The organism is Pseudomonas syringae pv. tagetis (assembly GCF_022557255.1).
GTDB classification, from domain to species: domain Bacteria; phylum Pseudomonadota; class Gammaproteobacteria; order Pseudomonadales; family Pseudomonadaceae; genus Aquipseudomonas; species Aquipseudomonas caricapapayae.
The window spans coordinates 5,425,422-5,445,847 of record NZ_CP092923.1 but is presented as its reverse complement, the minus strand read 5'-3'; the positions used below and the strand labels follow the sequence as shown (position 1 = coordinate 5,445,847).

The following is a 20,426-nucleotide window of genomic DNA, read 5'->3' as shown; positions in this document are numbered from 1 at the left end:
GATTTGATTAACAGTATTTGACCCTGAGTGTGGATAAACAGGCCCTCTCTGGAGAGACATTACGTAATTGCCCACAATCTCTGTTGGTGTGCCTGTGGGTAAGTTGTTCATGATTGTCTGAACGCCTTTATTTACGAGGTCTTTAGAGGTTTGTACGAAAAACGATCAAAGCTTGGCGCATGGTTTGGCAGAGGCTTCTCAAAGCGGCGCAGGGGTGTGGATTCAGGATTTCTCCAGAGCGTTACTCTGCTGAGCAGCGTTATCCCCAATGCTTGTTGGTGCCTCTGTGGATAAAGTGTTGGCGTCTGGCTGCAGCCTTCGAAATACGGGCTTTACAGTGAGTTGGTTGAAAAGTAACCAGCTCATCAGTATGCCCTATCCAGTACCTGGATGAGTTGCTTGATCATCCATGCGAGTGTGCTTAATTACCGGGAAGTTTTAGTTGCTCCCCGGCAATGCCGTTTGAGCAGTTAGTGTTTAGAAGCCGTCGACCGCCCAATCAATTCCCACAAGGAGGCGGAGCCAGGTTGCTCTGGCGACCATTCAGGGATTGATCGATGGGCCTGAATGCATTTGTAGGTAATATCCTGGTGTGTCACCCGTTGGCCTATCTGATACTGCACGCCTGGCGCCCACACCGTCACATCACCCTCGCTCTCGAATTCAGTCGTGACGGTCAGAGGGTCGCTTGCATCGGAAAAACGGCCATTTGGGCTCTGCGCGATAATCTTGTAACTGTATTCAGTTGAAGGAGCGAGTCCAGCGTCGGTATAAGTGGTTTGTGGCGCGTCGACAATAGCAATCCGCATTTCATTCCGGTAAACAAGATACTGCCTGATGCTTCCTGCAGAGGCTGTCCACTTAAAGGACACGCTGTAAGCCGTGATATCCGTTGCTTTGAGATCAGTGGGTTTTGATGGCGTTTGATCCTGATCCATGTATACCTTCAGCACTGGGGACAGGTCTGATGTGTTCCCTTCGGTGTCAGTCGCGCTGATCCGATAATCGTAGACAGCGCCAGGTGAGACATTTTTATCGACAAACGGTGGTGCCGTTGGATTACCTGTCAGCTTGTCGTTTTTGAACAGATTATAGTGCAGGATCGGGCGTGCACTTTCTGAAAGGCGCCATATCAGCGTTACCGATTCCTTTGTCTGCATTGACAATGTAAGCTCAGCAGGTGCTGAAGGTTTCTCGGGCGCAGGCGTTTCGCCCCCGGTAAGGTAGCCGTAGCGGTTCGCAAACTCCCAGTCGTATTCCTTGCCGGTCTTGTCCTTGCCAGCATCCCAGTTGACTGACCAGGTCATCAGACCGCGAATCGGGTTGCCTTCGGCTTCCAGTCTGTCCAAGGCGTATTTCACGTCCTCGGCGTTGATCACATAGCCGGTTGCGGCACCGTCATTATTGGAGGGTAAACCGATAGCAAACTTGTTTGCCGGAATTTTCGTGAAGCCGCGCGTACCGTGGATCAGGCTATCGGTCAGGTAATAGAGGAAGCTTTTCTTGTGCGCATCATTGTTTTGCGTCACCCATAGATTGAGCTCGTCAACCCATATGCCATCGCCGCCCTGATTGTAGTATTGAGGTGCGATGAAGTCGTAGACCCCTTCCAGTGCATCGATGTAAGAAAGGTATGCGCCGCCACTTCTAAAGGACGTGAGCAAGGCTAAGGCTTCTTTCAGAAAAGGAAAGAAGATGATGATTTCTTTCAGCAGCGGCGTCAGCAGAGGAGTATCGCGAGCAGGAGCCCTCAGATAAGGAAACTCTGGGGCCATGCTGATAATGAAGTGCTTGCCTTCGGTCTTGTAATATTCACGCACCATTTTCAGTGCAGCGGGTAACACCGTCCGATTATCTGCAAAGGTAATAGCGGACTGTTCAAGATCGATGTCCAGGCCGTCAAAACCGTAGACTTCGACCAGACGAATAATTTCATAGGCCAAGGATTCCTCTTGGCCCGCATGCAGCTCAATATGCGCATCAGCCCCGCCAAGAGAGATCAGCACCGCGCGGTTCTGTGCATTCAGCGCTGCCACTTGGGCTCGAAATGCTTCATCACTCAGGTTGTAAGGCTTGAAGGTCGGTATGCCGGCGCCTTTCATGAACGCCACCGCCACTACGTTGTAAGCTTCTTTGATGTCTGTCAGGGCCATCTCTTTGAACAGCCCCTGCTGGTAACCCTGGCCTGGTTCAGAGGGCCAGTTATGCCAGAACCCCATGAGGATTTTTTTCCCGGATATATCCGTCATGGCCGACGCAGCGTCGATGTTGGTGTTTTTGTATTGCGCGATGACTTTCTTGTCGAGCATGGTTCGTGTCTCCGTCCGTTGGATTGACTTCAACGGGAGTTGATCACGAAGTTTTTTTTCACGTAACTGTCAGAAATGACGGTGTCGGCGGGAAGCTATTTGTGCAGGCGTGGCCAGGGCAGACTCACTTCGTGAATGAAATGAGTCTGCCCTGGAGGAACGGGCGCGTTGGCGGGACAACTTCCTACTCGTGATTGACCGCCACGCCCTTCAGATACGGTGCGGGCTCCGCGCCAAGGTTTTCCAGCATGCGTGAGCTGTACCAGTCGACGAAGTTGACCACGCCGAACTCATAGGTCTTCGAGTAAGGCCCGGGTTGGTAGGCCGTTGAGTTGATGCCGCGCTGGTTTTCTTCGGCAAGGCGACGGTCCTGGTCATTGGTGGCATCCCAGACCTGACGCATGCGTTCAACGTCGTAATCCACACCCTCGACCGCATCCTTGTGGACGATCCATTTGGTGGTGACCATGGTTTCCTGTGCACTGATTGGCCACACCGTGAACACGATGATGTGATCCCCCATGCAGTGGTTCCAGGAGTGCGGCAGATGCAGAATACGCATCGACCCGAGGTCCGGGTTCTGGATGCGGCCCATCAGTTTTTTGCAGCCGACCTTGCCGTCCAGGGTCATCGACACTGTACCCTTGAGAAGCGGCATGCGCACGATACGGTTACGCAGGCCGAAGCTGGCGTGGGCGTAGGGGATTTTCTCTGCATCCCACGCCGCGGCGGAGGCGGCGACGTGATCTTTGAAAGCCTGATCGGCACGCGGGTCTGTGACATCGTCCCATTCCAGCAGTGTCTTGAGCAGCTCGGGGTGCGAGCCGCCGCAGTGGTAGCACTCGCGGTTGTTCTCCAGTACCAGTTTCCAGTTGGCTTTTTCCATCAAGGTGGTCTGTACAGCCACCTTGGTGTTCTCCATGTCATAGGGTTCCATGTAATGCCGCAGTGTCGCCAGGAACTCATCGATGGCAGGCGGATTCTCGGCAAGGCTGATGAATATGTACCCGCCTGCTGTCTTCACGTGTACCGGCTTGAGCCCGAACTGCTTCATGTCGAAGTCGTCGCCCATTTCAGTGCCCGCATACAGCAGGCGCCCGTCCAGCTCATACGTCCACTGGTGGTAGTGGCAAACCAGTTTGGCGACCTTGCCTTTCTCGGCAGTGCACAGCCGTGAGCCGCGATGGCGGCAGACGTTGTGGAACGCATTGACTGCACCGTCCGGACCGCGCACGACCAGAATCGGGTTCTTGCCGATCTGCAATGTCAGGTAATTGCCCTTGGTCGGGATTTCGCAGGTCATCCCGGCAATCAGCCACTCCTTGTGAAAGATCTCCTGCATGTCGATTTCAAACAGTCGGTCATCACTGTAGAAAGGCTGCGGCAGCGAGTACGTGCGCTCACGATTCTGCAGCATCTCGGCAGTGGCCTTGCGTGCAGGTTCCAGCGGATCGCCCAGGCTCAAGGTTGCGGTGACGTCCATCGATTAAATCCCCCATGACCGCGTCATGGGCGGCCTGCGAATGTGGCTGATACGGGTCTGATTGCGTTGCGCGCTTGACGATAGATCAGTCGATCATGCTCATGACCCTTGAGGGCGAGTGTGGAGCCGGGCGCGCAGTGAACCTTATCCATGGGCGACATGGCCGCATCCGTTCCCGACGCGACAGGCCTTGTTGGACGGGGCTGGTCGCGGTAAGTACGTGAATGTCGTTGATAGGTAAATGGTCGCCTTGCGCGTTACGCAGAATCCGCAGCATGAGAGGCCGACAGTCGGCCGTGGAGATCGAGTATGTCCCAAAGTTTCCTGAGCCCGGTGACAACCCAGACATGGGCCAACGGTCGCCACCTGGTACGTGTCGTCAAAGTCATCCAGGAAACCTGGGACGTACGCACCTTCTGTTTCATGGCCGATCAGCCGATCATGTTCTTCTTCAAGCCAGGGCAGTTCGTGACTCTGGAGCTGGAAGTCGACGGTTTGCCGATCATGCGCTCGTACACCATCTCCAGCTCGCCGTCGGTGCCCTATAGCTTTTCGATCACCGTCAAGCGCGTGCCGGGTGGCAAGGTCTCCAATTACCTGCACGACACGCTGACTGAAGGGCAGGAATTGGCGGTGCACGGGCCGGTCGGGCTGTTCAATGCCATCGACTTCCCGAACCCGAAGATTCTTTACCTCAGCGGCGGCGTCGGCATCACGCCGGTGATGTCCATGGCGCGCTGGTTCTATGACACCAACGCCAACGTCGACATGGTGTTCGTGCACAGCGCTCGCTCACCCAAGGACATCATCTACCATCGCGAGCTGGAGCACATGGCGTCGCGGATCGACAACTTCAGCCTGCACCTGGTGTGTGAAAAGCACGGGTTGGGCGAGCCGTGGGCCGGCTATCGCGGCTACCTGAACCAGAAAATGCTCGAGCTGATGGCGCCGGATTTCATGGACCGTGAGGTGTTCTGTTGCGGCCCGACGCCGTATATGACAGCGGTCAAGCGTCTGCTGCAGGAAAACGGTTTCAACATGGCGCAATACCATGAAGAGTCGTTCGGCGCTACGCCGCCTGAAGCCAGAGCCGATGCTGTCGAGCAGGCCGAAATCGCTGCCGACGCGCCAGACGTCGACGCCGCCGATCTGCATCAGGTGGAGTTCACCGACACCGGTAAGAGCATCCGCGTGGCACCGGGCGAAACCGTCCATGCCGCCGCCGCCAAACTCGGCCTGATGATCCCCAAAGCCTGCGGCATGGGCATCTGCGGGACCTGCAAGGTGATGAAACTGAGCGGCGAAGTAGAGATGGAACACAACGGCGGCATTACCGACGAGGACGTCGCGGAGGGGTACATTCTGTCCTGCTGCAGCGTTCCGAAAGGGGACGTACGGATCGAGTATTGAGCGCATCCGACGCACTGCACGTTCAGGACAGGACGCAGAGCGTCCGGAACTGCATGCCCACGCTGGAGAATGGGCACGATAGTGTTCTCTCGGGCACTTATCGTTCCGCACGCTCCAGCGTGGGAATGCCTTTCGTGACGCTCTGCGTCACAAATCTTCGCCTCGGCGCGGACCTGGGGAGGGGCAGCGGCTTTTTTCAGCTCATGAGCAACAAGGTCATGATCCACTGTGACTCTGCCTGTAAGCCGCCAGTGCGGGCAGCAGTTGCTGGTCGATGGCCTGGCGTACGGCGGGGAGGAGGGTAGCGCTGCCGGTCAGGAGCTGTTCTACCAGACGCCGCAAGGCTGTAGCGCGTTCCGCATTCAGGCCGCAGACCGCGTTCGCGCAGGCTTGCTCAGCGGTTGCGCCACCGGGTGCTTCGAAGCCCAGGGCTCTGAGTTGGCCGAGCAGGTCTTCCTGGTCAATCAAATCTGCATGCATCATGGCGTCTGTTCCTGTGATCGGGCTTTTTTCCGATTCTGGTAGGGCAACCTGCCAAGGGCAAGTCCTGTACGTCGCGCATGGCAGGATTGACTACAGGTGCGTCGTTTTCAGTTCGCGGTCATTGGGTTTGCAGGTTTTCTATCGTGTTGTCGACCATGACTTTCGCCATTTCCACCAGATGCATGATGGTAAGCGTCATGTCCCGCTGTGCGCCGGTCATGCTGTCGCTGAATTCATAGGCGCTGGTGGCGGCGCAGCGCAGCAGATCGCTGGCATGCATCAGGGCGTCTTCGTGGCTGACGTCGGGGCTGGCGCTGTAAAGGGGTGGGTCGGGGACGATTTTCAACATGTGATGTATCTCCTGGAGTTTTAGAAGACCATCACCGTCGGCTACTAAGCGAGGGTGGTGATCATGCGCAGGTAGTAGCCCGGTCCAGGAACCCCGGTGCATCCGAGGATGCCCCACGCACGACCACCATAAAAGCGCAGGCCGTGAAAGGGCACCTGCACAAGGTGGCGCAATGCGCCTGGATAACGAGGGCTACTAATCCTCATCGCTGAATATGCAGCGACGGGCGCAGAGTAGTGATCGAAATCGGCAGGCACAAGAGGCCGGGAGTTTCTCGGAAATTTCCTTCAAGCGAAAGAGACGGGTCCCGCAAATTCGTTACAAATTCTTGTTAATTGCTCAGGTTTGCTAAACTGCGCAGCTTGCCAGGAGCTGCCATGAATTACCGTCACGCCTACCATGCCGGCAACCACGCCGACGTGTTCAAACACCTGATACTGACTCGCTTGATCGCCCTTATGGCGCGCAAGGAGCAACCGTTCGCCTATCTTGATACTCACGCCGGGCTCGGGTTATACGACCTCAAGGGCGATCAGGCCACCCGTACCGGAGAATGGCTGGAAGGTGTCGGCCGTCTGTGGAACGCGTCAGACCTGCCTGCGCTGACCTCTGCTTATCTGCAAGTGCTGCACGAGATGAACCCCGATGGCGAGCTGCGCTACTATCCCGGCTCGCCGGAACTGGCCCGCCGCCTGACGCGTGAGCGCGAGCGTGTGTTGCTCAATGAAAAGCACCCCGAAGACGGGCGCCTGCTCAAGGAAAACATGAAGGGCGACCGCCGCGTTGCGGTGCATCTGGGGGAAGGCTGGCACGTGCCGCGTGCCTTGTTGCCGGTGGCGGAGAAGCGGGCCGTGATGCTCATCGACCCGCCGTTCGAGCAGCTCGACGAAATGAAACGTTGCGCCGTCGCGCTCAAGGAAACCATCGGGCGCATGCGCCAGACGGTGGCCGCGATCTGGTATCCGATCAAGGATCCACGTCAGCTGCGCCGCTTCTATCAGGACCTGGCAGAAACCGGCGCGCCCAAACTGCTGCGTGTCGAGTTGTACGTTCATCCGCTGGACACCCCGGCCAGCCTTAACGGCTCTGGCCTGGCCATCGCCAATCCGCCATGGGGTCTGGAAGAGGAACTGCGTGAGCTGATGCCCTATCTGGCTGAAAAACTGGGCCAGACCCAGGGCGGCTGGAAAATGGACTGGTTGATCGCCGAGTAGGCGTTCCTGCATCCGTCACTGCATGCCCACGCAGAGCGCTCAACGTGACACACAGGTCCTGACAGGCTTTAGAAGACGGTGTAGAGCGGACCGGGCGACGCTTCGCTCGTCCGCGATCTGTGTGTTTTGTGGGAGCGGACCGGGCGACGCTTCGCTTGTCCGCGAAGAGGGTCGTCCATCCGCAAAAAACTGTCGCCCCCACCATCGCCTTCGCGGACAAGTCCGCTCCCACACAAGCGCTCCTACGCCCTCCGGGCAGAAGCCCGAGGAGAGTGCCTCAAGCCGGCAGGCAAACCCCGGTGCCGCCCAGGCCGCAGTAGCCCTGGGGGTTCTTGGCCAGGTATTGCTGGTGGTAGGCCTCGGCGAAGTAGATCGTCGGGGCTTGTTCGATTTCAGTGGTGATTTCGCCTAGCCCGGCCTTGTTCAGTTCCGCCTGGAAGGCCGCAGAACTGGTCTTGGCGACGTCGAGCTGCTCGGGTGTGGTGCAGTAGATGACCGAGCGGTACTGCGTGCCGATGTCGTTGCCCTGACGCATGCCCTGGGTCGGGTTATGCGCTTCCCAGAATACTTTGAGCAGCGACGCGTAGCTGATTTTCTCAGGCTCGTAGACGACCAGCACGACCTCGGTGTGGCCGGTCAGACCGGAGCAGACTTCTTCGTAAGTCGGGTTCGGCGTAAATCCGCCCGCGTACCCCACGACAGTGCTCACCACACCTTCCTGTTGCCACAGGCGGCGCTCTGCGCCCCAGAAGCAACCCATGCCGAAGATGGCGAATTCGACATTTTTCGAAAACGGCCCCAGCAGCGGATTACCGTTGACGAAGTGAGTTTCCGGAAGCGCCATAGGCGTTTCGCGACCTGGCAGTGCTTGTTCGGCGGTAGGCAATACGTTTTTGTTCACTAGAATTTCCGAGCGCAGAGTCATGAACCATATCCTCTCGTTTAGAGACAGGCAGCGGTGGCCAGGACGGATGAATGGAGTAGATAAGTCCCGTTACACGCAGAAACAAGGGCTGCCGTGTAATAACAGACCGACAGTGTGCCCGAGAGAGCAGGGTGCAGGGAAGGTGGTCAGGCGGACGGGCGACGTGGGTAGCGATTCAGTTTCTCGATCAGCTCTTCGCCGGGGATAGGTCTGTCGAACAGATAGCCCTGACCTACATCGCAACGATGGCGGCGCAGAAATGCCAGCTGGGCGGCGGTTTCAATGCCTTCGGCGACCACTTTGAGCTTGAGGTTGTGAGCCATCGCGATGACGGCCGAGGTGATTTCCATGTCGTCTTCATCATCCGGAATATCGCGAATGAAGCTGCGATCGATCTTGATCACGTCGATAGGGAATTTTTTCAGGTAGCTGAACGACGAGTAGCCAGTGCCGAAGTCATCCATGGCCAGCGACAGACCGAGTTTCTTCAGCGAATCCAGCTGCTGGCGGGTGTCTTCGGTGGCTTCGAGCAGCAGACCTTCGGTCAGTTCCAGTTCCAGCAGCGAAGGGTCCAGCTCTTCTTCTCTGAGGATGGAAGCAATCGACGACACCAGCTCGGGGTCGGAAAACTGCTTGGGTGACACATTGATCGCCACCTGCAGGTTGCCGAAGCCGGCGGCGGTCAGGTCCTTGCTCATGCGGCAGGACTGACGAGCAACCCATTTGCCGATGGGGATAATCAGGCCGGTCTCTTCTGCCACGCTGATGAACTGGTCGGGGCGGATCATGCCTTTTTCAGGATGATTCCAGCGCAGCAGCGCTTCCATGCCCAGCAGACGGCCGGTCAGCAGGCACAGCTTGGGCTGATAGAACACCTCCAGCTCGTTCTGGGTCAGGGCGCGGCGCAGGTTGTTTTCCACAAACAGCTTATAGCTGGCCTCGGCATTCAAGGCTTCGGTAAATACCTGAACCTGATGTTTGCCGTTGGCTTTGGCCTTGTGCAGGGCCAGGCCGGCGTTTTTCATCAGGGTCTGCGGGTCACGGCCATGCAGCGGCGCGCAGGCAAGGCCCACCGAGCCGGTGACGCTGATCAACTGATTGTCGACGAACATCGGTTTGTCCAGGGTGGCCAGGACCTGGCTGGCGGTGGCCTGTCCAGCCTCCTGATCGGTGTTGTCGAGCAGAACGGCGAATTCGTTACTCGCAAAGCGTGCCAGTACGTCGGACGGGCTCAGCGTGTTGCGCAGGCGTCGTGCCAGACTGATCAGCAGTTTGTCGCCGGTCTGGTGGCCGAGGCTGTCATTGATGCGCTTGAAGTTGTCGATGTCGACCAGCAACAGACTCATCGGTGTGTCGGTGTCGCGGGCAAAACGTTCGTCCAGGTTGCGAATGAACGCCGGGCGGTTGCCCAGATTGGTCAGGTTGTCAGTGTAAGCCAGGCGCTCGATACGCTGCTGGGCCAGCTTGCTCTGCGTGATGTCTTCATAAATGCCGATGTAGTGGGTCAGCTCGCGATTATCGCCATACACCTTGGAAATCGACAGCTGGCCCCAGTAGGGTTCGAGGTTCTTGCGTCGACTCTTGAACTCGCCCTGCCAGCTATTGCTATTGGTCAGGCTAGAGTTCGCTTCCAGCAGCAACTGATTGAGATTTTCCAGCGCAGGCAATTCCGAAAGCTTGTGCCCGGAGACCTCATCGGAACTGTACTGGGTGATCGCTGTAAAGCTGGGATTGACGTACTCGACTACGCCGTTGCAGTTGACCAGCAGAAAGGCGTTGGCGCTTTGTTCGACTGCACGCTGAAAGAGGTGCAGTGCATTGGTCGCCGCCCGACGGTTGTGGTTGTTGATGACCTGGGCGAACTGGTCGGCCAGCTCGCCGGCGAACGCGATTTCATCGGACTGCCATTCACGTGAAGAAGCGGATTGCTCCAGGCAGAGCACGCCAATGACCTGTCCGTCAATGCGGATACTGGCATCGAGGACAGCCTTGTGTTCTCCAGGCGTGAGGATTTCGGCCATTTCGCGGGTGCGCGGGTCGGTCTGGATATTACTGGCGTCGATCGCCCTGCTGGTATTGAGCGCTTGCAGATAGGTGGGATAAGGGCTGATATCAATCGGCGTACGCGACTGATAGTCGCCGCTTTCCCGACGGTAGTCAGTGATCGGCTCCAGACGCTTGTCGATAAGGTTCCAGATACTGACATGGTCGACATCGTAGATGTCACAGGCACTTTTGGTGATCAGTTTTGCTGCTTCGAGCAAGGTGTTGGCCGTGGTGTAACGATGGCGGGTCAGGCGCAGGATCAGGTCCTGCTGGGCACGCACGCGCTCCAGATGCGCAAACTGATCACGCTGGGCACGCTGGTTGAGCTCCAGGGCAATCTGCAGGCGCAGGTTACGCGTTTCTAGATCGGAATCAGTGGCCGGCTCGCCTTCTGTGACAAGGTCATCGACGATCAGAAAATAACCACGTAACAGATGACGGTTGTGCTGCTTGTAGGCTTCGCCGATCTCCAGCAAGCCAAGCGCGCCCTTGGGGCTGTGCAGAGTGTAGCGAATCAGGTAATTCGGAGACGAGGCCAGTTGCAGCTGGATGTCATCGTGTAGTTGATAACGTGCTTCCGGCTCCATGAGGCTGGCATAAGGGGATCCAATCAAGGCGCAAAGGTCGACGGCGGGCAAGCCGAACTGCTTTTCGCAATTCGGATCAAGAAACAATAGCGCCCAATTGGCTTCATTCAGCCGCTCGAAACGCAGCATTCCCAGGCGCGAAGGCACTGGCAATTGCGTCACTACCTCGGCTGCGGATCTACCGGCAGCATCGGTTTGGCTTTTCATGAACAAACTCGCTTCCGGAATACTAGTCGCGACAGGCGTAAAGCCCACTTTCGCGTATGGCAAGGTTGCATCATGCGGCCCGTGCTTACAAGAGACCACAGTGGCTTAGTGCTATAAAAGTGTCGGCCGATTGCCCAGGTTCTTCAATGTATCTGGTCGGATACTTGAAACGGCCTGTTTTTCGGGCAAAGCCCCTATTTTAAAGAGGGTATTCGCCCTGCAGATTTGCGCCCGTCGGGCAGGGTTGTCAATCAGGTTCTGGCTGATTCGGCGTCCTTTGCCGGTAATTGCAGGAAAATCCCGGCCGCAAACATGGCCAGCACTCCTACACTCAGGAAGGTCAGCTGAAATGCTTCCAGAACATTGCTGACTTCGCCAGTGGCAACTTCTTCGCTGAACCCGCCCAGCAATGCCGCAGCGCTTGCAACCCCAAGGCTCAGCGACAGTTGAGCCACCACCGAGAGCAGGCTGTTGCCGCTCGCCGCGCTGGCATCGTCCAGATCGATCAGGGTGACGGTGTTCATCGCTGTGAACTGCAAGGAGTTGACGGCACCCAGCAGTCCCAGGTGCACCAGCAATACCCAGTAGGGCGTCTGCACATCCACCAGCGCAAGACTTGCCAGCAGGATACCCAGCAGCAGTGTGTTACCGGTCAGAATGACGCGATAGCCCAGATGCTCGATCAGCCAACGCGCGACGGTCTTGGCGAACATTCCCGCAGCTGCCAGCGGCAACATGCTCATACCCGCCTCAGAGGGCGAATACCCCAGCGCAACCTGCAACAGCAACGGGATCAGGAACGGCAGGGCACCGCTGCCCAGGCGGGCGAACAGATTGCCCAGAATGCCTACGGCAAATGTTCGGGTGCGAAACAGCGAAGGGGCAAACAACGGCGATTCGATCTGCCCGGCGCGCAGCCAGTAAGCCGCCAGACAGCCCGTCCCGGCAAACAACAACAGCACCACGCGCATGTGCGGCAGGTGCAGCTCGCCCAGCCCTTCCAGAGCAATGGTGATCAGCACCATCGCTGCGCCAAACAGGATGAACCCGACGCCGTCAAACCGCGTTCGGCCGCCTCCGGGAAGGTCGGGGATGAAGTGTTTGACGGCATAACAACCGAGTATTCCGACCGGAATATTGAGCAGGAAAATCCAATGCCAGCTCAGGTACTCGACCATCCAGCCGCCGAGCGTCGGGCCCAGCAAAGGCCCCAAAAGACCGGGCACGGTGATAAAACCCATGATCCGAACCAGCTCCGACCGTGGATATGCACGCAAGACGATCAGGCGCCCGATGGGCAGCATCAGCGCGCCGCCCAGCCCCTGGATCACCCGTGCCGCCACCAATACGTTGAGCGACCAGGACAGTGCGCACAGCAATGATCCGAAGCTGAACAGCAGGATGGCGCTGAAAAAGATCCGCTTGATCCCGAACCGGTCGGCAATCCAGCCCGACGCCGGGATCAGCAGCGCGATGGTCAGCATGTAGGCAATGACCACCGACTGCATGCGCAGCGGGTCTTGTGCCAGGGAGCTGGCCATGGACGGCAGAGCGATATTGAGAATCGTACCGTCCAGGCTTTGCATGAAGAACGCAATGGCGATGACCCACGGCATCCAGCGCAGGGTCTTTTCATCCATGAGCGGCGCTGCTGAGTTCGACATAGGCTCCTGCTACAGGGTAAGGGTGAGTTGGCTGATCAGCGCACCAGGCAGCTGGATCGACCCCGTCTGGCGCTGAGTGTAGGTGCTCGACTGGAGAATCAGCTCCCGCTCGCGTGTCAGGCCCTCCAGTGCGCTACCCAGCAGACTGTAGGCGCTGTCATCGAAACGAATGGTGCTGACCGGCGCGACGATCTTGCCGTCTTCGACCCAGAACGTTGCGAAACGTGTCATCCCGGTCAGGCGTGCGGCGGCGCGGTCCGAGAAGTTCAAGTACCACAGGTTGCTGATGTAAAGGCCTGTGCCGAGTCTTTCAAGGATCTGATCCAGCTCCAGCGCACCGCCGGCAATGCTCAACGCGCTGGGCCCTTCACCGTAATCCGCGCCGTTGGCGGGCAGGTTGTATTCGGCGGCGCTGCTCGAGTCCACCAGGCGCTCGCCGGCCTGACCGTTGACGATCAGGGTCAGGTCCTTGCGCGGGTAGCCTTCGCGTGAGAAGGCTGGCGAGAGCGAACCGCTGACCTGCTCGTCGAAGTTGACCAATGGGCTGAAACGAGTCTCGCCGTCATACAGTCGCTGCAGCGGGCTGCGTTTGCTGGCCAGTGCCTGCGCGGAAAACCCGCCCCAGGTGAGCATGCCGATGACTTCGTCCAGTGCTGCCGGAGCCAGATAGGCGCGGTATTGACCGGGCTGAAGGGTGTGCAGTGGACGGCCGAGAAATTCCAGTTGCTCATGGGCCTGCTGAAAACGCTGCACAAAGGCTGCATTGTTCCAGTCGTGACCTGCGTAGCTGGCTTTTACGGCCTGGCCGTTTTCATGGAACAGGCTCCATTCGAAATTGAAGCTATTGGCCTGGTGCCAGCCCAGCGCGCCCCACGAGCTGGCGAAGCCACGATACAGCGGGCCTGCCGCGTAAAAGCCCACCAGGTCCAGACCTTCTGACAATCCGCTGATCTGCTCGACGACCAGCGCACTGTCAGGCGGGGGCAGGTCTTGCACGTTGCTGCTTTGCCACGCTTGAGTGTTGGGCAACAGATAAGGGTCTTTCGCCAGCGAAGGCAACGTTTCGCGCAATTGCTGCAAGGCTTCGGCGAGGCGGCGGGTGTCGGTCTCCTCATCTCCTGACAGGGTCAGTTCCAGGTTGGCATGCCGCCCGTCATCGATCAGTTTGAAGGTCGCAATGACTTGCTGCACGCTCCCGGCCTGTCGAACCTGGCCGTGATTGAATCGAATAAAGTCGGATGCTTCGGCGTCGTAGGCCAAGGTGAAGTGTTCTGTAGGGCTGATGCCAGCCTTGAGCACGGCGACCAGCGCCTCGAATTGCTGTTGGTGCGACATCAGGCATCCCCTCCAAACACATCGACATTGGCAAAAACACACGCCGGAGAGGCATGACCGACACGAATGACCTGATTGGGTTCGCCCTTGCCACAGTTGGGCGTGCCCAGCACCTTGAAGGTACTGGCATCACCGACTGCGCTGAGGTTCTTCCAGAACTGTGCAGAGATCGCTCGATAGTTGGGATTCTTCACCACGCCCTTGAGTTCACCGTTTTCAATCAGTTGGCCCCATTCGCAGCCGAACTGGAACTTGTTGCGCGCGTCATCAATGGACCAGGAGCGATTGCTCGACATCAGAATGCCGTGTTCTATGTTGCCGATCAGGCTGTCCAGCGTCTGGTTGCCCGGTTCGATGTTCAGGTTGGCCATGCGGTCGATGGGCGCGCGGTTCCAGCCGCAGGCGCGGCTGTTGGCAACCCCGTCCAGGCCGCTGCGGTATTGCGACAGCGCGCCGCCCAGCGGGCGTTGCAGCAGGCCGTCACGAATCAGGAACTGTTTGCTGGCAGCCGTCCCGTCATCGTCGTGCGCGTAACTGGCCAGTTGTTCGGGAATGTCCGGGTCGAACGTTACGTTCAGCAGACTTGAGCCGTATTGCAGGGTGCCGAAATCAGTGGTCTTGACGAAGCTGGTGCCAGCGTAATTGCGTTCGTCGCCGAGAATCCGGTCCAGTTCCAGCGGGTGACCGATGGACTCGTGAATCTGCAGAACCATCTGATCCGGCATCAGCAACAGATCGCGCGGGCCTGATGGCGTGTTGGGTGCGAGGATAAGCTGCAAGGCCTCATCGGCCACTCTGGCCGCAGACCCGATAAGGCCGCAACTGCTCAGCACCTCGAAGCCGCCCTGCTGGCCGAAATTGTCGCCGCCCAGGTTGCGCGTCTGGCTGTCGCGACCGTCGTAGGCCGTCACGCTCATGCCGGGAAACACGAAGCGCTGCGCCTGACGAAGCTCCGCGCCCGCGCTATTCAGGTAAATCTGTTCGACCGTTTCCAGTCCCAGTACGGCCTGCCAGTTGACCAGCCGCTGGTCTTGCGGGACAGCGCTGGACTCCGCCATCAGCAGGCCGATGCAGTCGCTCAGCGGCGGGAAGGCTTGATCCATGTGCGGTGACAGATAGTCCGCTTTGGCGGTCGAAACGGCTTGATCGCTCAGGTTCAGCAGCGCATGCGGTGCCAGACGACGAGCCAGCGCTTCGGCCTGATGCAAGGCTGCCTGCAAACCCTGTCGGGAAATGTCATTGGTGGCGGCGTAGGCTTCAACGCCGTTCAGGCGCACGGTCAGCATCGCGCCCTCGTCGCGGCTCAGCGATGGCGGCTCGGCCACATTCTTGCGCACGCAGAGGCGTTGGCCTGAGCGGTGCACATAACGTACGGAAAAGAATTGCGCTTCACTCTGCAGAGCAGCGAAGTGCTGTTTGAGCCGGGCGGAGAAGTCGAACATGCAGACAAGTTCCTTCTTGAGGGCGGTCGGTAAAGTCCGGACGGCCTTGTGAGCCGTTTGCCTTTGAGAAAGAGATTACCCCGTAGATTGCCCGGCTGCACCTGCAAGCTTGATTTAGACGCTTCAGCCCTGCATTACCAGCTTGATATCGGCGGCCAGTTCGCGCACGCGCTCCTCCTCTGTGTCCCATGAGCACATGAAGCGTGCGCCGCCGTTGCCGATGAAGGTGTAGAAACGCCAGCCTCTGGCGGTCAATGCGGCAATGGCCGGTTCCGACAATTGCAGGAAGACGCCATTGGCCTGCACCGGAAACATCAGCTCCACGCCCGGAATATCCCTGACCAGTTCGGCCAGGAGCTGTGCACAACGGTTGGCATGGCGTGCGTGTTTGAGCCAGGCGTCGTTTTCCAGCAGACCGACCCACGGCGCAGACAGAAAGCGCATTTTCGACGCCAGTTGCCCGGCCTGCTTGCAGCGATAATCGAAGTCTTCGGCCAGGTCATGGTTGAAGAACAGGATGGCTTCGCCTACGGCCATGCCGTTTTTGGTTCCGCCGAAGCACAACACATCAACGCCGGACTTCCAGGTCAGTTCAGCCGGAGACGCCTCCAGAAAGGCACAGGCGTTGGAGAACCGCGCACCGTCCATGTGCAGATGCAGGCCCAGTTCCTTGCAGGTCGCGCTGATCGCCTTGAGCTCTGCGGGTTGATACACGCCGCCGACCTCGGTCGCTTGAGTCAGGGTTACGACGCGCGGCTTGGGGTAGTGAATGTCCTGACGCTTGAGCGCTACTTCGCGAATCGATTCCGGGGTCAGCTTGCCGCCCGCGCTGCGAGCCGTCAGCAGCTTGGAGCCATTGGAGAAAAACTCTGGCGCTCCGCACTCATCGGTTTCGACGTGAGCCGTTTCCGAGCAGATGACACTGTGGTAACTCTGGCACAGCGATGACAGCGCCAGCGAGTTGGCCGCCGTGCCGTTGAAGGCAAAAAACACTTCGCAGTCGGTTTCGAACAGACGACGGAAATCATCTGAAGCGCGTGCAGTCCATTGATCGTCTCCATAGGCACGTTGATGCCCTTTGTTCGCCTGCTCCATGGCCGCCCACGCTTCAGGGCAGATACCGGAATAGTTGTCGCTGGCGAACTGTTGGCTTTGGTCTGTCATGGCCGATTCCTTATGGGCGATTATGGTGCGCACTGTAGCGACAATATAAGGTGCGGTCATGTGTTGGCTGCACGACCCAATTCCGCATTCAGGAGCAATATGGATCTTTCCAACCCGCCTTTTCTGCCCGGACGCAACAAGGCGCTGGACCTGCTCAAGTGGCTGGCGATGCTGAGCATGGTGCTCGATCATCTCCGCTACGTGGGGTGGTCAGTTGATTTTCTTTACGTGCCGGGGCGTTTCGCCTTTCCCTGGTTCTGTCTGGCGATTGCCGTAAACCTTTCACGGCGCAGCGCCGCCATTGTGGCCCCGCGTGTGCAATGGCGCTACCTGGGCTGGCTGCTGGTATTTGCTGCGTTATCGGAGATCCCGTATCGCTTGTTCATGGCGGACACGACCGTCCTGAACGTGATGCCGACCCTGCTGCTGGGGCTGCTGATTGCTCAAGGCTGGCGGCACCGTAATGTCACAACCCGGACCATGGCCATCGTCGCGCTGCTGCTGGGCGCGGTTTTTCAGCAGCAATTGATGTTTGGTTTTGCCGGCGTGCTGCTGCCACTGGTCTTTGTACTGGTATTGGAAAAACGGCTTTGGTATTCGGTGTTTCCGGCGGCTTTTTGTCTGGCAGGCAATGCCTGGCCACAGATGATTGCCGGCGCGAGCTGGGGCGATCCGGTTTCCATCGGTTCGATAGTCGCCTGCCTGTTGGCTCCTGCGCTGGGCATGGCGCTACTGCGTAGCAAACCAGAGTTTGCAGTGATCCCGATGCGACGCTGGGCCTATGCGATCTACCCGCTGCATTTTCTGGTCTTGCTGGGGGTGCGGGCGGTGCTGGAACCATAACTATCGTGCGACGCTCCGCGTCGCACGCCGTTCTGGACGCTCTGCGTGCTCTTGCAACGCAGAGCGCCCCTTCAGGCATCAGCTGTTAGGCAGCAACCTGCAGGTGATGCTCTTGATATACCGCGTCTCGGCAATGGCCGGGTGTACCGGGTGGTCCGGGCCTTGGCCCCCGCGTTCCAGCAGCTGGATGTTGCGGTCCAGATGGCGGGCGCTGGTCAGGAGGATGTTTTGCAGGTCGTCTTCCGGCAGGTGCATCGAGCACGATGCGCTGACCAGAATGCCGTCCTTGCTGAGCAGGCGCATGGCTTGCTCGTTCAGGCGGCGGTAGGCGCCTTCACCGTTCTTCATGTCTTTCTTGCGTTTGATGAACGCAGGCGGGTCGGCGACGATGACATCAAAACGCTCTTCAGCGGCTTTTAGCTCCTTGAGCGCTTCGAAGACGTCGCCTTCGATGCAGGTCATTTTTTCTGCAAAGCCGTTCAGCGCCGCATTGCGCTCCACGCCATCCAGTGCAAAAGACGAGGCATCGACGCAGGTCACGTCGCTGGCACCAAAGGCTGCTGCCTGAATCCCCCAGCCACCGATGTAGCTGTACAGGTCCAGCACACGCTTGCCTTTAACGTAAGGCGCTATGCGCGCGCGGTTCATGCGATGGTCGTAGAACCAGCCGGTCTTCTGTCCGGCCATGACCGGCGCTTCGAACCTGACGCCGTTCTCTTCCAGCGCAACCCATTCAGGAACCAGACCGAACACGGTCTCGACGTAACGATTCAGGCCTTCCGCATCACGAGCGGCCGAATCGTTCTTGAACAGGATGCCGCTTGGCTTGATGACCTGTACCAGCGCCGCAATGATATCGTCCTTGTGGTTTTCCATCGTGGCCGAGGCCAGTTGAACCACCAGAATGTCACCAAACCGGTCCACCACCAGACCCGGCATCAGGTCTGAATCGCCGTAGACCAGACGGTAGAAAGGCTTGTCGAACAGGCGCTCGCGCAGCGACAGTGCGACGTTGAGGCGATGCACGAGCAGGGATTTGTCGAGTGGCAGCTTAATGTCGCGCGACAGCAAGCGTGCGCAGATCAGGTTGTTCGGGCTCATCGCGACGATGCCCAGCGGCTTGCCGCCCGCAGCTTCGAGGATTGCCTGATCACCGGCTGCAAAGCCATGCAGCGGGGTGGCGGCTACGTCGATCTCGTTGCTGTAGACCCACAGATGACCGGCGCGCAGGCGGCGGTCGGCGTTGGCTTTGAGGCGCAAGCTAGGCAGGGACATGACGTCGCTCCTGAAAAAAGAGCGGGATTATAGCGCGTCATCCCGGTCATGCGCCGGGATGACTGCAATAATCGCAGCCGATTACGCTGACAGCGCTTCGATCAGTTTGCTGTTGAAAGCAGGGATATCATCCGGCTGGCGGCTGCTGATCAGCGTACCGTCGGTTACCACCTCCTGGTCAACCCACTTCGCGCCTGCGTTGACCAAGTCATCTTTCAGCGTCTTGAAGCTGGTCAGCGTTTTACCTTTCACCAGCCCCGCCGATATCAGCAGCCAGCCACCGTGGCAAATGACGGCCACCGGCTTGCCGGAGGCCTCGATGTCCTTGACGAGCTTCTGTGCATCGGTGTCTATGCGGATCGTATCGGAATTCTGTACGCCGCCCGGCAGGACCACGCCGTGGTAGTCGTTGGCGTTGGCAGCCTTGAACGTGCGGTCGATCTTGAAGTCGTCGGCAGGTTTGTCGTGATTCCAGCCTTTGACCTTGCCCTCGTCGGTGGAAAGAATTTCCACGGTGGCACCTGCTTGTTCCAGCGCTTCCTTCGGGCCGGTCAGTTCGACCTGTTCGAAACCGTCGGTTACAAGAATTGCGATGTGTTTGCCTGTCAGTGCTTTGGACATGGGATCCTCCAGTGTCTGGCTATGGTGTGGCGTCTGGCGGGCCGTTTTGCGGTCGCCATTCACGCCGTCAACACAAGGTCCGAAGCCTGGCGTTTGGCAAAGTTCCGAGAATATCTTCGTCTCGGGTGATGGACCGTTTCCCCGCAAGGGGTCAGAATCCAGACATTACCGTGAGTAAAATTCTATGTCTGAAGAGCTAAGTCCAGAACAGATCCAGCAAGCGTTGCAGGGCATCAGCGTGCCCCCGCAGCCGCAGATCATGGTGGATCTGCAGATGGAGCAATACATGCCCGATCCGGACCTGGGAGCAATTGCCCGACTGATTGCGCAGGATCCAGGGCTGTCCGGGGCGTTGCTGAAAATTGTCAATTCTGCTCACTATGGCCTGTCCAACAAGATCGCCTCGATCGAAAAGGCCGTGAATCTGCTTGGCAGCCGCACCGTCATCAACCTGATCAACGCGCAGTCGATCAGAGGCGAGATGACCGATGAAACCATCGTCGCGCTCAACCGCTTCTGGGATACGGCGCAGGATGTTGCAATGACCAGTCTCACGCTGGCCAAGCGCATCGGCTCGCAGACTGTGGATGAATCCTACGCGCTGGGCCTGTTCCATGACTGTGGCATTCCGTTGATGCTCAAGCGTTTCCCGAATTACATGCCCGTGCTGGAAGATGCCTACGCCAATGCAGGACCCGATTGCCGCGTCGTCGATACCGAAAACAACGCGTTCGATACCAACCACTCGGTCGTCGGCTACTACACCGCCAAGTCATGGCGCTTGCCTGCGCACGTTACCGACGCGATCGCCAATCATCACAACGCTTTGGCGATTTTTCAGGACGATACCAGTCGAAATGCTCCACTCAAGAACCTCTTGGCTCCCCTGAAGATGGCTGAGCATATCTGCCAGTCTTATCAGGTATTAGGCAACCAGGACGAAGATCACGAATGGGAATGCATTGGTGCGCTGGTGCTGGATTACGTGGGTTTGTCCGAATATGACTTTGAATACCTGAGGGAAAGCATCCGCGAGCTGGGTGCGCGCTGATCCTGCGCGCCGCCAGGC

At 58.3% G+C, this 20,426-nt stretch carries 16 protein-coding genes; 4 read left to right on the top strand and 12 right to left on the bottom strand.

Annotated elements, in window-relative coordinates; translation table 11 throughout:
- Nucleotides 1–470 precede the first annotated feature (470 nt).
- The gene (locus MME58_RS24400; protein ID WP_055006025.1) at nt 471–2,309 is read right to left on the bottom strand and encodes a fibronectin type III domain-containing protein; all 1,839 of its coding nucleotides are present in this window, start codon (nt 2,307–2,309) and stop codon (nt 471–473) included.
- A gap of 184 nt (nt 2,310–2,493) precedes the next feature.
- Complete coding sequence (gene gbcA, locus MME58_RS24395; protein ID WP_054988741.1) at nt 2,494–3,792, bottom strand: glycine-betaine demethylase subunit GbcA; 1,299 nt, start codon at nt 3,790–3,792, stop codon at nt 2,494–2,496.
- A 309-nt stretch (nt 3,793–4,101) separates the two neighbouring features.
- Here gbcA and gbcB point away from each other — a divergent pair, with 309 nt between their 5' ends.
- The gene (gbcB, locus tag MME58_RS24390; RefSeq protein WP_054988742.1) at nt 4,102–5,202 is read left to right on the top strand and encodes a glycine-betaine demethylase subunit GbcB; all 1,101 of its coding nucleotides are present in this window, start codon (nt 4,102–4,104) and stop codon (nt 5,200–5,202) included.
- Between the two features lie 216 nt (nt 5,203–5,418).
- Here gbcB and MME58_RS24385 read toward each other — a convergent pair whose 3' ends face one another.
- The gene (locus MME58_RS24385) at nt 5,419–5,685 is read right to left on the bottom strand and encodes a hypothetical protein (protein ID WP_054988743.1); all 267 of its coding nucleotides are present in this window, start codon (nt 5,683–5,685) and stop codon (nt 5,419–5,421) included.
- Nucleotides 5,686–5,803: 118 nt separating this feature from the next.
- Nucleotides 5,804–6,034 carry a DUF6124 family protein gene (locus MME58_RS24380; protein ID WP_054988744.1) on the bottom strand — a complete coding sequence of 77 codons (231 nt, stop codon included), beginning with the start codon at nt 6,032–6,034 and terminating at the stop codon, nt 5,804–5,806.
- 377 nt (nt 6,035–6,411) lie between these two features.
- Here MME58_RS24380 and MME58_RS24375 point away from each other — a divergent pair, with 377 nt between their 5' ends.
- Complete coding sequence (locus MME58_RS24375) at nt 6,412–7,248, top strand: 23S rRNA (adenine(2030)-N(6))-methyltransferase RlmJ (protein ID WP_055006024.1); 837 nt, start codon at nt 6,412–6,414, stop codon at nt 7,246–7,248.
- A gap of 277 nt (nt 7,249–7,525) precedes the next feature.
- On the opposite strand, the gene msrA is transcribed toward MME58_RS24375, so the two are convergent.
- The 6 genes from msrA to MME58_RS24345 all read right to left on the bottom strand — a co-directional run bounded on the left by msrA (nt 7,526) and on the right by MME58_RS24345 (nt 16,618).
- Complete coding sequence (gene msrA, locus MME58_RS24370) at nt 7,526–8,173, bottom strand: peptide-methionine (S)-S-oxide reductase MsrA (RefSeq protein ID WP_055006023.1); 648 nt, start codon at nt 8,171–8,173, stop codon at nt 7,526–7,528.
- Between the two features lie 146 nt (nt 8,174–8,319).
- Nucleotides 8,320–11,013 (bottom strand): bifunctional diguanylate cyclase/phosphodiesterase, encoded by a 2,694-nt coding sequence (locus MME58_RS24365; protein WP_054988747.1) that lies wholly within the window; start codon nt 11,011–11,013, stop codon nt 8,320–8,322.
- A 251-nt stretch (nt 11,014–11,264) separates the two neighbouring features.
- Nucleotides 11,265–12,677, bottom strand: a complete 1,413-nt coding sequence (mdtD, locus tag MME58_RS24360) for a multidrug transporter subunit MdtD (protein ID WP_055006022.1) — start codon at nt 12,675–12,677, stop codon at nt 11,265–11,267.
- Between the two features lie 9 nt (nt 12,678–12,686).
- On the bottom strand, nt 12,687–14,012 hold the full coding sequence (locus MME58_RS24355) for a TldD/PmbA family protein (protein WP_055006021.1): 1,326 nt from the start codon (nt 14,010–14,012) through the stop codon (nt 12,687–12,689).
- Nucleotides 14,012–15,454 carry a TldD/PmbA family protein gene (locus MME58_RS24350; RefSeq protein WP_055006020.1) on the bottom strand — a complete coding sequence of 481 codons (1,443 nt, stop codon included), beginning with the start codon at nt 15,452–15,454 and terminating at the stop codon, nt 14,012–14,014. Before MME58_RS24350 ends, MME58_RS24355 begins: the two co-directional genes overlap by 1 nt.
- Before the next feature lie 123 nt (nt 15,455–15,577).
- Nucleotides 15,578–16,618 carry a threonine aldolase family protein gene (locus tag MME58_RS24345; RefSeq protein ID WP_241409105.1) on the bottom strand — a complete coding sequence of 347 codons (1,041 nt, stop codon included), beginning with the start codon at nt 16,616–16,618 and terminating at the stop codon, nt 15,578–15,580.
- A gap of 99 nt (nt 16,619–16,717) precedes the next feature.
- Here MME58_RS24345 and MME58_RS24340 point away from each other — a divergent pair, with 99 nt between their 5' ends.
- Complete coding sequence (locus MME58_RS24340) at nt 16,718–17,461, top strand: TraX family protein (protein ID WP_054988751.1); 744 nt, start codon at nt 16,718–16,720, stop codon at nt 17,459–17,461.
- A gap of 78 nt (nt 17,462–17,539) precedes the next feature.
- On the opposite strand, the gene MME58_RS24335 is transcribed toward MME58_RS24340, so the two are convergent.
- Together MME58_RS24335 and MME58_RS24330 are read right to left on the bottom strand one after the other, a co-directional pair.
- Nucleotides 17,540–18,736: a class I SAM-dependent rRNA methyltransferase gene (locus MME58_RS24335; RefSeq protein ID WP_055006019.1), complete on the bottom strand. Its 1,197-nt coding sequence runs from the start codon at nt 18,734–18,736 to the stop codon at nt 17,540–17,542.
- An 81-nt stretch (nt 18,737–18,817) separates the two neighbouring features.
- Nucleotides 18,818–19,357, bottom strand: coding sequence for a type 1 glutamine amidotransferase domain-containing protein (locus tag MME58_RS24330; RefSeq protein WP_054987837.1), 540 nt, complete (start codon nt 19,355–19,357; stop codon nt 18,818–18,820).
- Nucleotides 19,358–19,595: 238 nt separating this feature from the next.
- On the opposite strand from MME58_RS24330, the gene MME58_RS24325 reads away from it, so the two are divergent.
- Nucleotides 19,596–20,408 carry an HDOD domain-containing protein gene (locus tag MME58_RS24325; RefSeq protein WP_174518962.1) on the top strand — a complete coding sequence of 271 codons (813 nt, stop codon included), beginning with the start codon at nt 19,596–19,598 and terminating at the stop codon, nt 20,406–20,408.
- Nucleotides 20,409–20,426 lie beyond the last annotated feature (18 nt).

Bases quoted from the DNA above. Each gene is read 5' to 3' on its own strand.
- MME58_RS24400 (WP_055006025.1), bottom strand. From the start codon at position 2,309: ATGCTCGACAAGAAAGTCATCGCGCAATACAAAAACACCAACATCGAC.
- gbcA (WP_054988741.1), bottom strand. From the start codon at position 3,792: ATGGACGTCACCGCAACCTTGAGCCTGGGCGATCCGCTGGAACCTGCA.
- gbcB (WP_054988742.1), top strand. From the start codon at position 4,102: ATGTCCCAAAGTTTCCTGAGCCCGGTGACAACCCAGACATGGGCCAAC.
- MME58_RS24385 (WP_054988743.1), bottom strand. From the start codon at position 5,685: ATGATGCATGCAGATTTGATTGACCAGGAAGACCTGCTCGGCCAACTC.
- MME58_RS24380 (WP_054988744.1), bottom strand. From the start codon at position 6,034: ATGTTGAAAATCGTCCCCGACCCACCCCTTTACAGCGCCAGCCCCGAC.
- MME58_RS24375 (WP_055006024.1), top strand. From the start codon at position 6,412: ATGAATTACCGTCACGCCTACCATGCCGGCAACCACGCCGACGTGTTC.
- msrA (WP_055006023.1), bottom strand. From the start codon at position 8,173: ATGACTCTGCGCTCGGAAATTCTAGTGAACAAAAACGTATTGCCTACC.
- MME58_RS24365 (WP_054988747.1), bottom strand. From the start codon at position 11,013: ATGAAAAGCCAAACCGATGCTGCCGGTAGATCCGCAGCCGAGGTAGTG.
- mdtD (WP_055006022.1), bottom strand. From the start codon at position 12,677: ATGTCGAACTCAGCAGCGCCGCTCATGGATGAAAAGACCCTGCGCTGG.
- MME58_RS24355 (WP_055006021.1), bottom strand. From the start codon at position 14,012: ATGTCGCACCAACAGCAATTCGAGGCGCTGGTCGCCGTGCTCAAGGCT.
- MME58_RS24350 (WP_055006020.1), bottom strand. From the start codon at position 15,454: ATGTTCGACTTCTCCGCCCGGCTCAAACAGCACTTCGCTGCTCTGCAG.
- MME58_RS24345 (WP_241409105.1), bottom strand. From the start codon at position 16,618: ATGACAGACCAAAGCCAACAGTTCGCCAGCGACAACTATTCCGGTATC.
- MME58_RS24340 (WP_054988751.1), top strand. From the start codon at position 16,718: ATGGATCTTTCCAACCCGCCTTTTCTGCCCGGACGCAACAAGGCGCTG.
- MME58_RS24335 (WP_055006019.1), bottom strand. From the start codon at position 18,736: ATGTCCCTGCCTAGCTTGCGCCTCAAAGCCAACGCCGACCGCCGCCTG.
- MME58_RS24330 (WP_054987837.1), bottom strand. From the start codon at position 19,357: ATGTCCAAAGCACTGACAGGCAAACACATCGCAATTCTTGTAACCGAC.